Source organism: Streptococcus mitis (assembly GCF_001579035.1).
In the GTDB taxonomy this organism is placed as follows: Bacteria; Bacillota; Bacilli; order Lactobacillales; family Streptococcaceae; genus Streptococcus; species Streptococcus mitis_J.
Window position 1 is genome coordinate 98,406 of record NZ_KQ970291.1, and the last position, 14,109, is coordinate 112,514.

17 protein-coding genes are annotated in these 14,109 nt (G+C 40.6%); all 17 read right to left on the minus strand.

Annotation, left to right across the window (positions count from 1 at the left end):
• Nucleotides 1–229: 229 nt before the first annotated feature.
• Nucleotides 230–3,955, minus strand: a complete 3,726-nt coding sequence (locus SMIDD26_RS09535; protein WP_061439949.1) for a phosphoribosylformylglycinamidine synthase — start codon at nt 3,953–3,955, stop codon at nt 230–232.
• 54 nt (nt 3,956–4,009) lie between these two features.
• Nucleotides 4,010–4,153, minus strand: a complete 144-nt coding sequence (locus tag SMIDD26_RS13630; RefSeq protein WP_134990285.1) for a phosphoribosylaminoimidazolesuccinocarboxamide synthase — start codon at nt 4,151–4,153, stop codon at nt 4,010–4,012.
• Between the two features lies 1 nt (nt 4,154).
• A complete protein-coding gene (gene purC / locus SMIDD26_RS09540; protein ID WP_061439950.1) occupies nt 4,155–4,862 on the minus strand; it encodes a phosphoribosylaminoimidazolesuccinocarboxamide synthase in 708 nt (235 codons plus the stop codon).
• A 170-nt stretch (nt 4,863–5,032) separates the two neighbouring features.
• Nucleotides 5,033–6,382, minus strand: a complete 1,350-nt coding sequence (gene comB, locus SMIDD26_RS09545) for a competence pheromone export protein ComB (protein ID WP_061439951.1) — start codon at nt 6,380–6,382, stop codon at nt 5,033–5,035.
• Nucleotides 6,383–6,394: 12 nt separating this feature from the next.
• Nucleotides 6,395–8,548, minus strand: coding sequence for a peptide cleavage/export ABC transporter ComA (gene comA, locus SMIDD26_RS09550; protein WP_061439952.1), 2,154 nt, complete (start codon nt 8,546–8,548; stop codon nt 6,395–6,397).
• A 157-nt stretch (nt 8,549–8,705) separates the two neighbouring features.
• A complete protein-coding gene (locus SMIDD26_RS13330; protein WP_000756559.1) occupies nt 8,706–8,894 on the minus strand; it encodes a hypothetical protein in 189 nt (62 codons plus the stop codon).
• A gap of 388 nt (nt 8,895–9,282) precedes the next feature.
• Nucleotides 9,283–9,489 (minus strand): hypothetical protein, encoded by a 207-nt coding sequence (locus SMIDD26_RS09560; protein WP_061439953.1) that lies wholly within the window; start codon nt 9,487–9,489, stop codon nt 9,283–9,285.
• Between the two features lie 78 nt (nt 9,490–9,567).
• Entirely contained in the window at nt 9,568–9,747 is a 180-nt protein-coding gene (locus SMIDD26_RS09565) for a hypothetical protein (RefSeq protein ID WP_061439954.1), read from the minus strand.
• An 80-nt stretch (nt 9,748–9,827) separates the two neighbouring features.
• Entirely contained in the window at nt 9,828–10,043 is a 216-nt protein-coding gene (locus SMIDD26_RS13335; protein ID WP_134990276.1) for a bacteriocin immunity protein, read from the minus strand.
• A gap of 3 nt (nt 10,044–10,046) precedes the next feature.
• A complete protein-coding gene (locus SMIDD26_RS09570; protein ID WP_134990277.1) occupies nt 10,047–10,214 on the minus strand; it encodes a bacteriocin in 168 nt (55 codons plus the stop codon).
• Nucleotides 10,215–10,222: 8 nt separating this feature from the next.
• Nucleotides 10,223–10,423 (minus strand): hypothetical protein, encoded by a 201-nt coding sequence (locus SMIDD26_RS09575; protein ID WP_061439956.1) that lies wholly within the window; start codon nt 10,421–10,423, stop codon nt 10,223–10,225.
• Nucleotides 10,424–10,450: 27 nt separating this feature from the next.
• Entirely contained in the window at nt 10,451–10,645 is a 195-nt protein-coding gene (locus SMIDD26_RS09580) for a class IIb bacteriocin, lactobin A/cerein 7B family (protein WP_000180815.1), read from the minus strand.
• Between the two features lie 34 nt (nt 10,646–10,679).
• The gene (locus tag SMIDD26_RS11950; protein ID WP_167747511.1) at nt 10,680–10,835 is read right to left on the minus strand and encodes a hypothetical protein; all 156 of its coding nucleotides are present in this window, start codon (nt 10,833–10,835) and stop codon (nt 10,680–10,682) included.
• Nucleotides 10,836–10,846: 11 nt separating this feature from the next.
• Nucleotides 10,847–10,975: a smi_0059.1 family bacteriocin-like peptide gene (locus tag SMIDD26_RS09585; protein ID WP_061439957.1), complete on the minus strand. Its 129-nt coding sequence runs from the start codon at nt 10,973–10,975 to the stop codon at nt 10,847–10,849.
• 618 nt (nt 10,976–11,593) lie between these two features.
• A complete protein-coding gene (locus SMIDD26_RS09590) occupies nt 11,594–12,154 on the minus strand; it encodes a DUF6287 domain-containing protein (RefSeq protein ID WP_134990278.1) in 561 nt (186 codons plus the stop codon).
• Between the two features lie 30 nt (nt 12,155–12,184).
• Nucleotides 12,185–13,066 (minus strand): N-acetylmuramoyl-L-alanine amidase family protein, encoded by an 882-nt coding sequence (locus SMIDD26_RS09595; RefSeq protein ID WP_061439958.1) that lies wholly within the window; start codon nt 13,064–13,066, stop codon nt 12,185–12,187.
• Nucleotides 13,067–13,112: 46 nt separating this feature from the next.
• Nucleotides 13,113–14,109, minus strand: a 997-nt coding sequence (locus SMIDD26_RS09600) for a CAP domain-containing protein (protein ID WP_246747020.1), incomplete at its 5' end; no start/stop codon positions are given.

Below are 14,109 nucleotides of genomic sequence, written 5' to 3' on the forward strand. Positions count from 1 at the left end.
AGAGGATTCCTGCCCCCTCCTGACCACGGTGCTGAAGACTGTGGAGACCAAAATAGGTCAATTTAGCAGCATCTGGATGTCCCCAGATACCGAAAACACCACATTCTTCATTAAGAGATTTTACTTCGTATGTCATTTTTTATACCTAATTTTTATTTGTGTAGCACCAAGAGCTAAATCTACATGACTTTTACATTACTGATACTATCTATTAAAACATCTGCAAGTCTTATTTTCCAGTAAAGTATTTAACCGCTGACGCGAAGAGGTGCTGGTCTTTATTTCCTGGAATATTTTGGAAAAGACCTTCTTCATAACGTTCTGAGTGGCCCATCTTACCGATGATTTGGCCGTTCTTGCTGGTAATTCCTTCTATGGCATGGACAGAACCATTCGGATTGTACTTAGAATCCATACTTGGTTTTCCGTCAAAGTCCACGTATTGGCTGAAAATTTGTCCATTGTCACGGAGTTCCGCAAATTCCTCAGCTGTCACGACAAACTTCCCTTCACCGTGTGAAACAGGAATAGCGTGGATATCGCCCACTTGCACCCCAGCCAACCATGGTGAGTTGGTATTGGCAATGCGAGTTTCCACCATCTTGGCCACGTGTTGGTTGGCATCATTGTAGAAGAGGGTTGGGCTAGTACTGCTGGCCTCTTCGAAGTTCCCGTATGGAAGAAGACCTGATTTGACCAAGGCCTGGAATCCATTACAGATACCGATAATCAAGCCACCACGGGCGATAAAGCTATCAATAGCCACACGGACTTTTTCATTAAGCAGGATGTTGACGATAAACTTAGCTGAACCATCTGGTTCGTCCGCAGCTGAGAATCCACCTGCAAAGAAGAGAATGTTAGCCTTGCCGATGTTGTCAACCATGGTTTCAACCGACTTGACAATGGCTTCTTCATTGAGTGTCACGAATGGCACCAAGTTAACCTCTGCACCTTCTTTTTCAAAGGCCTTAGCTGAGTCATATTCCGAGTTGGTGCCCGGGAAGACTGGGATGTAGACCACCGGTTTTTCAACCTTTTCTTTGGCTTTAATCACAACATCTGATGCCACAGCTGGAACTTCTGCTAGTTCTTTGGCTTGGGCAAACTCTGTTGGATAAACTTCTTCCAGTTTTCCTTGGAAGGCACTATCAAGTTTCTGTCCATCTAGCTTCACACCATTGACAGTTAGTGTAAAGTCTGCTTTTGTTTGTCCAATCTTCTCTACTCCAGCAATTTCTTCAGGCGATGTGAAGACAAATCCGCCTAATTGAGCTGTCAAAGCTGTTTTAAGTTCAGACAAGATCACCTCTGCACCGATATGATTTCCAAAGGTAGCAAGAGCCAAACTTTCAACCACACCGCCGTATTTGACAGCCGATGCAGATGTTACTTTGTGAGCCTTTTGAAGGGCTTCAAACTGAGCAAAATTAGACTTAATCAAGTCAAAATCAATCTCTGCAGAGAGGGCTTGACCTGGGATGTAGTAGATGTTTTCACCAGCAGTCTTGAATTCAGGCGAAAGCACCTTACGGCTATCCGCTGTTGTCACCCCAAAAGCAACCAAGGTTGGCGGTACGGTCAATTCTTCAAAAGTACCAGACATGGAGTCCTTACCACCGATAGAAGGCAAACCAAGTTGAATCTGTGCTTCGATAGAACCTAGAAGCGCTGCTACCGGCTGACCAAAACGCTCAGCTTGCTTATCCATGCGCTCGAAATACTCTTGGTAAGAGAAACGAGCCTTAGACCAGTTTGCACCAGCAGCCACCAAACGAGCAGTTGCTTCAATAACCGCATAAGCAGCACCGTGGTATGGAGACCATTCAGCTACATATGGGTTGAATCCTTGAGCCATGACTGACGCAGTACGAGTCACACCGTGTTGAACTGGTAATTTCTGTACAGATGCCTCAGTTGGTGTGAGTTGATAGCGACCACCAAGTGGGTGATTAACCGTAGAGCGTCCAACAGAGCAATCAAAGATGGTCTGCAAGCCTTTTTGACTCGCATGGTTGAGGTCAGATAGAACCGCAAGGGTATCTGCTTCCAGTGTGTCAGCGCTTGTTGTACGCTCTTCTGGGAGCTTGACGTCCTTGTCTACAACCTTGACATCGACAACCACTCGTACACCATTGGTGTCAAGGAAACGGCGTTCCAAGTCTACAATCGTTTCGCCATTCCAGTGCATAACTAGATTTGGTTTTTCCGTCACTGTCGCCACCACAACAGCGTCAATATTTTCTTTATTACATTCTGCAACGAAGGCATCTACATCCTCAGGACGAACCACGACTGCCATCCGTTCTTGAGATTCAGAGATGGCAATTTCTGTACCGTTCAAGCCTTGGTATTTAAGAGGCACCTTGTTGAGGTCGATTTCAAGACCGTCTGCTAATTCACCGATAGCTACACAAACACCACCAGCGCCAAAATCATTTGATTTTTTGATAAGACGAGTCACATCGCCATTACGGAAAAGGCGTTGAATCTTGCGTTCTTCGATGGCATTCCCTTTTTGAACCTCAGCTCCAGCAGTTTCCACAGACTCAACTGTTTGAACCTTAGAAGAACCTGTCGCACCACCGACACCATCACGTCCAGTCTTACCTCCAAGGAGGATAATCACATCTCCCGCTTCCGGTTTTTCACGGACCACATTGCCCTTAGGAGCCGCTCCGACAACAGCACCAAGCTCCATACGCTTAGCAACGAAACCTGGGTGGAAGTATTCACGAACGTAGGTTGTTGCAAGCCCAATCTGGTTACCATATGAAGAATAACCATGAGCAGCTGTTTTAGAAATGACTTGTTGTGGCAATTTCCCAGCACGCGTTTCCGAAATCGGTGCAGTAATATCTCCAGCACCCGAGATACGCATGGCTTGGTAAACATATGAGCGACCTGATAATGGGTCACGAATAGCACCACCGATACAGGTAGCAGCACCACCAAATGGCTCAATTTCCGTTGGATGGTTGTGAGTTTCATTCTTGAACATTAGGAGCCATGGCTCTTTCACACCATCAACATCCACTTCGATTTCTACTGAGCAAGCATTGATTTCGTCAGACACTTCCATATCATCCAAACGTCCATTAGCACGCTCATAACGACCGAAAATAGTTGCCATATCCATCAAGGTTTGCGGTTTTTCAGAACGCCCCAACTCATCACGCATAGCAATATACTTGTCATAGGTCGCCTGCAATTGCTTTTTGAATTTAGAAGCTGAGAAATCAATCTGCTTCAACTCAGTCTCAAACGTCGTGTGACGGCAGTGGTCAGACCAGTAAGTATCCAAAACCTTGAGTTCAGTCTCAGTTGGCACGCGCCCGATTGACTTAAAGTAGTCTTGGATAAAGAGCAAATCATCCACTTCCATAGCCATCCCTTGCTCGGCCTTGTAGCGAGCAAAGTCTTCTGCTGTATAGTTTTCAAAGAAAGCCAATTTAGGAATGGTCTTGTCTGACTCAGAAAATTCCTGCTTGGCAATCCCTGCCGTAATATCCTTGAAACGAGAATCAACTGGGTTGAGCAGATAGTTCTTGACCGCTTCCAACTCAGTCGCATCAATATCTTTATTGACCAAGTAAAGTTGAGCTGTATTGACCGTCACATCACTCGAACTTCCCAACAAAAGCAAGGCTTCTTGCGAAGAAGCTGCACGCTGGTCAAACTGCCCTGGCAGGCTTTCAATAGCAAAGAAAGCATAGTTGGCAAGATCCGCCTGCACAGCCGCTTCGTCCAAAACATGGTCTGTCACCTGCTCAGAGAAGATGTGTTTCTCTGCAGGTGCAAACAGGTCCTCTGCCAAGTCAAATACATCATACACTTGCACGATGCGAATACTTTTCAAGCTTGAAAGTCCCAAGTTGTGCTGGAGTTCTCTCACCAAACTCTCTGACTTGACCTGAAAATCAGCCTTTTTTTCAACAAAAATACGTTTATCCATCAATTCTTATTCCTTTATTTCAGCTCTTACAATGTTCCAACGACCTTGAGGTTGCTATTTCAACCCCTGCAACTTTTCCCAAACAATTTCGTAAACGTCGGTTAGTTCTCCCAATCCTCTACGGAGTGAAAAGGTCTGGGGGACCTTTTCAGCCTGAGTCCTTTTATTTGAGAGACGAAGGTTTTCCGTTGCAAACAGATTATTTCAAACCTTGCAACTTCTCCCAGACGATCTCGTAAACATCTGTTAGTTCTCCCAATCCTCTACGGAAAACATCCTTATCCATGTGGTTGCCATCCGCATCCCACAAACGGCAGTTATCTGGTGAAAATTCATCTGCTAAGATAATCTTACCATCCTTGTCAAAACCGAACTCTAGCTTAAAGTCAATCAACTTAAGCCCAATCTCAGCAAACCAGACCTTCAAAAGTTCATTGATTCGACGAGTTTCTTCCTTCAAGTAAGCGATTTGCTGGTAATCCGCAATCTGTAGGAATTTCACATGCTCATCATTGATGAATGGATCATCCAAATCATCATTTTTATAGTAAAATTCGACAATCGGAGTCTCAAATGCGATTCCTTCGTCTACACCAAAACGTTTTGAAAAGGAACCAGCCGTGTAGTTTCGGAGCACGACTTCCAAAGGAATAATCTTAACCTTTTTATTGAGTTGTTCCGTGTCTGAAAGCTTCTCCACAAAGTGAGTCGCCACACCAGCCGCATTTAATTTCTCAAAAATAAAAGATGAAATCTGATTATTCAATACTCCCTTGCCCGCAATCTGCTCCTTCTTGACACCATTGAAAGCAGTCGCCTGGTCCTTGTAAGTTGAAATAATAAGATTTTCATCCTCAGTTGTATAGATATCTTTAGCTTTTCCCGAATAGATCAATTGTTTTGACATTTTAAAGTTCGCCTTTCGTATTACTTGAGCACATTCTACCATAAAAAACCTAAAATTACAAGAATTTAAACGAATAAATAGTAGAGGTGTTTCAAAAATCATAAAGAAAAAAACTGCAAGAAGAAGCTTTCTCACAGTTTAAAAATTATTTAACTCTAAAAACACGAACATTACTCTTTGTTCAAAAATTGATCTAAATAATAACGTAGGTAACTTTTCTTGCCCGTAATCATCTGCAGGCGACCTTCCACCCCGTACCGAAGTTTTTCAGCCTGCTCAGAAGTTAGATTAGTCTCCGCCTCGATTTTAAAGAAATTCCCTTTTTCAGTTTTGGTAGCTGTCGCATCGATGCTGGTAATAGTAGAATCTAGGAAAAGTTGATTCTTGGCATCATGAGTCGTCGTATAGCGAACAGAATCACCGACCTTGATTCTTGCTACATCTTTTGAACTTAGATAAGCTGTGAGTTTGGCTTTCCCTTCTTTTTCCAAGGACGGATAGAGTTGGGCTAGTAGGGCACCTTCTGCAACCATGGTAGAATCACTGGTCTCAGGATTAAGATGAAGCACCCCATCCTCACTCGCCGTAATTTTCCCCTTGTCTAAAAGATTTCCCTGTACCTTCTTACCTGACTCTGCTTCCAAGATTTTCTGGTCTAGAAGGGTCAATTCCTGACCAACCTTTGCTAAGTGTTGGGATTTAAGGGACTCCAATTGACTGCTTAAGCCTGACGCATAGGCTTGCTGGGTACCTGAACCCGCATACTGGACACGGTAAGTAGCAAGACTAGATTCTAACTGAGAAAGCTGCGCTTCAACTTGCGCCACTGCCTGAGCCTTAGCTTGCGGATTTTCCTCGCCCTGAGACTTATAAGACTGGTAAAGAGAGTAGGCTAGATTCTGACTGGCCAAGGAAGCACCTGTTTCAATAGCTGACTTAGCTGTCTGGTAATCGCGAATTTTAGCCTCTGTTTGACTGATGAGGTTCCCGATTTCAGCTTGGGTTTGACTAGCTGTTGCATTCTGGGACGCGATGGTCTCATTTTGTTGCGATGTACTAGCCCTAAGACTGCCTGCTTGACTGAGGTAGTCGCGAAAGGTGGCTTGATAGCCAAATTTATCCTCCTCTGGAAAGTGGTTCTCCCCTTCTTGCAGACTTTTTTGCAAATACTCCAATTGCTTTTTTTGATCCTTGAGCATGTCCAACTGACTAGCATAGGCCTCCGCTTGGACACCCTCTGCCCCTTCTTGATATTGAACCAACAGTTCTCCCTTTTTAACCAGCTTATTTTCTTCCAAATGATTGACAAGAATACGATTGTTGCTAGTTGACTGGATATTTGCAAGGATACGACTAGGTTCGACAGTAGCTCTAGTAGACAAACTCATCTCCTTCTCTGCAAATGTTGCAAATCCAAGTAAAAACACGAGTAGAAGGGACATGGGTACAATCACCCGACTGGAAAAATTATGGTAACGACGATTATAAAACTCCGCACTTTCTAAAAATTCTGGTTTCATCCTCTCCTCTTTCTAGCTATTCACCAAATGGGCGTAAAAGCCACCCTGTGCAAGCAAATCAGCATGCTTTCCTTCTTCAACAATCTTGCCCTGATCCAAGACAACAACCTTCTCTGTCCGCTCTGCAATGGTCAAGCGGTGGGCGATGAAAATCAAGGTCTTGTCTAAAGCCATGAGATTATCTACGATCCGCTTCTCTGTCAAAATATCCAAACTGCTGGTCGCCTCATCCAAAATCAAGACCGGCGCATCTGTCAAGAGAGCACGCGCCAGAGCGATTCTCTGCCGTTGACCACCTGAAATCCCTGCCCCATCTGAAGTCAATTCTGTCTGGTAATTCAGTGGCATGCGCTCAATGTCCTCCCGAATCTCTGCCAATTCGACCGCCCGTAAGATATCCTCTTGAGTCGTCCCCTCCTTGGCTCCCAAAAGAAGATTCTCCAAAATCGTCCCGTTAAAGACATAGGGCTGTTGAGGCAGATAGTTGATATACTGGCGCAAGGCCTTTTTATCAATCTGATTGAGATTGACACCACCCAGACTAATCTCTCCCTGACTTGGGTCGTAAAAATTAACCATCATCTTAGCCAAGGTCGTCTTACCTGACCCTGAAATTCCCACAAAAGCCACCTTAGAGCCTTGGGGAATAGTCAAATTGATAGCCGACAAGACGTCTCGACCATAGCCATACTTGTAATGAACCTGCTTGAAGGTCATCTCTCCCTTCATCAAGCTCAAATCCTCAACCGTTTTCTTCTCCTCAAACTCAGAAGCTACCAGATAAACCTCATTCAGACGGTTATTGGCAACCTGCGCTGTCTGAAGCTTAGTTTGCAGGTTGATGATATTTTCCAAAGGATTGGTAAAGTAAACAAGCAAGGTATTATAGGTAATCAACTGCCCCAAACTCATCTTGCCATCCATGACCAGAACAGCTCCCATCCAGAGAATGCCGACATTGAGCAAGAGATGGGCAACTTTTTTCAGAGCCTTTTGCTGACTCTCTGCTCGACTATAGGTAAAGGACTTCTTCAGATAATCCACAAATTCCTTGTCAATCTTTTGGTAACGCTGACTCTCACTGGTCAAGGACTTGATAGTCTCAATACCGTTGATGTCCTCAATGATAGAAGAAGACAGAACCGCATTGGCTTCCATGGTATCCCGATTCATCTTTTCAAACGGCTTCATAAAAGCAAAGATAATCACCGTGTAGATAGGAAGTGCCAATAAGGTCATGAAAAAGAGATTGGTATTTTGTGAAAATAAAACAAGAGAAATAATGACAACCGTTGACACATCTAGGAAAATCGAAAGAATGGTTGAAGCCAGTGCATCGATGATACTGTTAGCATCTGTAAAACGAGACACGATTTCCCCTGTCCTGCGTGTCGCAAAAAAGGACATAGGCAGGTGAAAAACATGCTTGATATAGGACAAAATCACATCAATCGACAAGCGTTGCCCCAAAACAAGTAAGAGATACTCCTGAGCATAAGACAAGATCTGCTGGAGAATATAGACGATGACCAGACCAATAGAAATAATCCCCAACGTCGAACGCATCTGATCTGGCACATAGGTATCAATGATAGACTGCAGATAATAAGAACCCACAATGTTAATCAAGGTTACCAAGAGTGTTGCCAAAACAATATTGGCAATCAAGCCACGCTGCTTCACTAATATAGGGATAAAAGAGAGCAGACCATTCTTTTGATCCTTATGAGGCTTGTAGTCTGGACTAGGTGCCATAAAAAGAGTCACTCCTGTCCATTCTTCCGCAAAACGCTCACGTGGCAGTTTGGTCAATTTCACCCCAGGATCTGGATCGGCAATATGAATGCTATCCTTGTCCTGCCCAGTCACCACATAGTAGTGGAGCAATTTCCCTTCCTTAAGCACATGGGCAACAAAAGGAAAAGTCAAATCTGGCAAGTCAAAGAGTGTCATATCCGCCTTGATCGCTCGCGTCTCAAAGCCAATCTCCTCTGCCACCTTGACCAAGCCCAAAGCCGTTGTCCCATCCATGGTCGTCTTGGCTAATTCTCGCAAGTGAGCCAAAGAATAGTAACTACCATAGTAGCCAAAAACCATGGCTAATGAAGCTACACCGCAGTCCATCTGATCCACCTGCGGACGATAGTGACGTTTCCCAAATTTCATATTCATCTCCTTTTCCTAATACTCATCTGATAATAACTATCTTACCCCAATCCCCAAACAAAAACTGCACTTCCTCCCCAAATGCGCCTATCTACCTCCCAAATGCACTTTTTGGATAAAAAATAAGTAGAACAAACGTCCTACCTAAAATATATATTTATTTCTTTTTCTTCCTAATTCTTTTGTCAATCATGTACAACACGATAATCGAAAACAGCGGTGGTACAATATAACTCTTTTCACTCATTGTCAGCTGAAATCCCAGAGTTGCTAGTATCTTAAAGATGAAAATATTCATCAAAAATAGAAAAACAAATACTAAAAAATATCCTAAAACCTTCTTCATTCCTTTTCTTCAACTCTCCTAATTTCTATGACTATTTTATCAAAAATATATGTAAAACTCCAAATAAACACCTCAACTGCACTTTTTGGCAAAAAATAGGCAGAACAAACGTCCTACCTACTAAAAATATGGTATGAAAGGAAATTGATTTTTTTCTGACACCCTAGGCAAGCTTGGGACAAATAAATCATTGATAGTAACCTTTACGACATCCTATTTAAAGTTACTTCAATTTTTAATGTCTCTGCTATTTCTAAGCCACCTTTGGTATAACCTATTCATAGTCAGAATAGATAACACCGTTCTAAATTACGATTCATAGTTACTCCTTTTTTTGATTCGTTACTATAAGACACCTATTCCCTATAGAGCGTCTACTACTTCAAATTTATCTATTCTTTTTTTCTTTACTTCTGTATAAAAGAATGAAGACCATCATAAATAATGCAATCGTGGGTATATTAAAATTATCAAACCAAGTAGGTAAAGATACTTTATTTATGTCAGCTACTAATCTGATGATGATATAAGACATTGAACTAAGTAATATCATGATTTCAGGCCAAACTTTCAGTATTGATTTAATAAATTTCATATTAAACTCCAATGTGATGCATTCTGAGATTCTAGCCTAGCTATTTTCAGCGCAGACTAACAAGTCATTCTTAACTGTTTACTCTACTCGCTTTTTATTGACCTTATATCCTAGATAAAAGAGTCCAAATAAAACAGGGTAAATTTCTGGATAAAATAGGGTATTGATTGGATTTTTCAAAATCAAATACGTTGCGATGTAGATAATGAGTGATACGGTAAAATAACCCTCAGCGAATCCTAATAAGAATTGTTTCATAGTAGACTCCTAATTACCTGACAAGAATGTCGGAAAAACGCTACCGTTCATATACACAAAATCCTTTTGATTCAGATTCATCATTTATATCTTTGATTATTTTTTGACAAATCTTTGCGAAAAATACCAAAATATGCCGAGAAAAGCAAACCAACCAAAGTCCATTGCCAATTAAAGGATACCAACGAACCTGTACGAATCACATGAAGCGCGACATTAAGAGTTATTCCCAACAAAGGACATATTGTGGCTAGTTTAGGTAACAATGTATTAAGATTAAGGTTGCGACTGTTCATTATCTAACGCCCACGACGAGCAAAATCTGAACCAAATTTGTAACCAGAATTAAAAATTTGTACAGCAGCATTCAGTACTCCTGCAATCCCAACTGCTTCCGCAAGACCAAAACCACCTTTTGTTCCCACTAATTCATCGTCAGATAATTGATAAAATTGTTCTAAGTTCATGTTCGTCATTACTCCTTTGTATTATATTTTATTGCTATGTAAATGATTAAAATGAGTATTGGATAAGTAAATACTTCTGAAATATCCATAAAATTCATACTATACTGTCCAGATAATATTTTATAGTCAATTAAAATTTGAACGATAGTAAAAATAATACGTAGCGATAACAATACCCCTAATAATATCACTTCTTTTTTTAAAAACATAGAAATGCCTCTCTGACTATAATCAGATTATGGTCTATTCGCATAATACCCTAAAGCTGCTCCACCAGCAAAAAGCGCTGCTGCTCCACCTGCTACTGCTGCACCTATCTTCCAAATAGACACTCCAGCGATTACAAGAGGCAATGCTCCCCCATCCACATCCATCAACTCTTCTTCTGTAAGAGCTACAAAGTTCTGTTCCATTTTGTCAAAATTTGTCATCTTTTTTCTCCTCTTGTTCTATTTTTTCTAAATCTTATCTTCTAAAAAATGGGGTTCCAATAAATATACCGCGTAACAATAGACCTGTAATTAGACCCCGTTGATAACTTTCCTTGCTACCACCCACCAGCAAGGATAAGTCGCTTTCCTTTAATACTTCAATAGTATACTTATCATTCATTTCATTCATCGCTTATCCTCCTAAAAACCTAAACCTCTACGAAATCCAATGTACCAATCTACAAGGGTTTTCGTCCAATTTTCTCCACCTTGAATATCGATCAATTCTTCCGACGTTAGCTCAACAAATCCATAATAATGTTCTTTCATTATTTTATTCCTTTCTTTTTTCCTCTTACTTATCTATTCGAAAAAAATTTCGAAAATGTACAACTAAATTAAATTTATTTGAAAAATAATTTAGTAAACCACGGATAAAAAATTGGTAGATACATGAACTAGGCTCCTTTCTGTTTCCTCTTACTTATCTATTCGAAAAAGAATTCGAAAATAAACAACTAAATCAAATTTTATTTCAAAAATAATTTAATGTACCATGAATAGAAAATCGGTAGATACATAAACCAAACTCCTTCCTTTTTCCTCTTACTTATCTATTCGAAAAAAATTTCGAAAATGTACAACTAAATTAAATTTATTTGAAAAATAATTTAGTAAACCACGGATAAAAAATTGGTAGATACATAAACCAGGCTCCTTTCTTTTCCCTCTTACTTATCTATTCGAAAAAAATTTCGAAAATGTACAACTAAATTAAATTTTATTTGAAAAATAATTTAATATACCATGAATAGAAAATCGGTAGATACATAAAGCAAACTCCTTTTCTTCTCCTCTTACTTATCTATTCGAAAAAGAAGTCAAAAAAATAAGAATATCAGAAAATTTTCCGATATTCTTATTGATAAATTTGTAAGTCTATTAAAACTATTCTACCTTGTAAAAAAATCCCTCAGTACTACCATTGATGAGTTGGTGTCCAGACCATAAGCGGTCTTGTGTGATGTCAGACGAGTCAGTATAGCCATTATCTGTAGAAGAGGTGACAGACATGGTTAGAGGGATTCCTGCTGGTAAAAAGGCAATAGCTGCACCAGCACCTCCATCTTTAGAAACAGAACTTGCCTTGAGATAGTGGTCAATTTCTTTAGCATGTTCAATTGAAATCTGTGAATAATCACTTACTAAGCCATTTTTATCGAAAGTAAATTCAATACCTGTACTATTCCTCCAAGTTCCTGAGACACTAGAAAAATCTCCATTTTGAATTGCAGTAATATCCATTCCTTTAATTTCTTGTGAAGGTGTTGTTTCTCCTGATATTGGATTTGTTACAGATTTATTTTCTTCCGATGTAGAAGAAGTTGAACTAGTACTTGAAGCAATTGCTTCAGAACTTGCTGAGGAAGTGTTTTCACTCTGAACTTGGCAAGCAGTTAAAATAGGAACAGCTAAAACACTGATACTGACTAAAACTAATTTTCTCATTTATTTAATTTTGCAATTTTGAATTGTTTATTATACCCATTCTCCATTGTAATCGACACGGTAGCCATCAGGGGTCGTTGTATTGATTGCGAGCGCTCCAGAGCTATAGGCATAGTACCATTTACCAGATACTTTCATCCAGCCAGTTTTCATTGCACCTGAGTCTTGAAGATAGTACCAGCTACCATTATCTTTGACCCAACCTGTCTTCATCGCACCTGAGCCGTCGAGGTAGTACCAACTACCGTCTTTTACCCAGCCAGTTTGCATCCAGCCAGAGTTGTCAAATCGATACCAAACACCATTGATTTTTTCCCAGCCGTTAGTTGTGTAAGAGCCGTCGGAATGCTTGAACCACCAGCGAGAACCAGCTTGAACCCAACGGTCTGTTTTTGTTGGTGTTGGAGTTGTAGGGGAAGATGCTGGAGTAGTTGTATTCCCAGAAGTTTGATTAGTTGATAAAACTTCTAGTTTAGTTAGGTAAATGTAGAAAGCAAGACCTTTACCTACATTTTCTCTCACATCTACTGTCGCTTTGTATCGAACTCCTTTTGACTCAAAGTTCATACTATAGATTCCAAAATTTGTTGCCTTAAATGTAACTTGTTTTCCATCAATCTGTACTTGACCTTCTGGAAGATTTTTAAAAAAGTTTGGGAATTGATTTTTAAAATTGCTACTATAATTTTCATCAACCAATTCTATACTAATAGCTTGTTTAGATAAATCATCAACTGCTCTTTGAATTTTTGCTTCTCTTTTCTCTACAAGAGTCACATCTGTTGCAATAATACTATCTGACTGAGTGTTTGTTTGAGGTGCTGGACCACTTGAGGCGTTGACACTTGAAATTGTAGCTCCTGTTGCTAGGAGTGATAAAACTGCTGTAGTAGTTAAAACGATTTTTTTCATAATTTTTGTATTCCTTTTCTTTTTATCTATTTTTTATAATCTTATCCTAGACCCACTCACCGTCAGCATTGACACGGTAGCCATCAGGTGTAGTCGTATTGATCGCGAGTGCACCAGAGCTATAGGCATAGTACCATTTGCCAGAAACTGTAAACCAGCCTGTTTTCATAGCACCTGAGCTATCAAGGTAGTACCAGCTACCATTATCTTTGAGCCAACCTGTCTTCATCGCACCTGAGTCGCCGAGATAGTACCAGCTACCATCTTTCACCCAGCCTGTTTGCATCCAGCCTGAACTATCGAAGTGATACCAGATATTATCTAATTTTGCCCACTGATTGTAAGGGTAAGACCCATCAAGTTGCATAAACCACCAACGAGAGCCCGATTGTCGCCAAAAACCCATACCCCTACCAATATCTTGCATTTGAAAAAAGAAACCTGGTTTATTAGTCCCGTTAGACTTACCTTGTTTTGTTTTCTTACTGGTATGAGTTCCGATTGCCTTCAAGTCTTTGTCAAAAAGATTCGCCTTAGTCGCAAATGTTTGAATCTGAGAAGAATTTGCTTCTGTATATTGAATGGCCTTTCCATAACCACCAGTTAATTCTTCAGAGCCACCAGATGATGTTCCGAAACTTTGTGCAACGGTAATCCATCCATTTTGAGTGACAGGGTTTTCAAAGGCTGCCAAACCCATATAGGTCAATTCTGAATTGATTAAGGATTCGTAGTGTCCAGTTTGACCAGATACACTTGCCCCACTACGAGATTTGACGTAATCTGCTTTTTCGTCATACCATTGATTAATAGCTGTCATAAATCCATCATAGTTCCAAGCTAAGTTTTCGGCTAGTGAAAAATTCCCTGAAGGCCAGGCACTCCAAATATCTTTATTAGATAAACGTTTATGATGCCTAGTTACAGAAGCTTCTGCTGCCCGAACGAAGGCTGTTTTTTCTAGTTCAGTTGACCATTTGATCGGAACATAGCTAGTAACTAGACCTTCATCTGCTGCCTCTTTTCGAATAGCATTGATACGA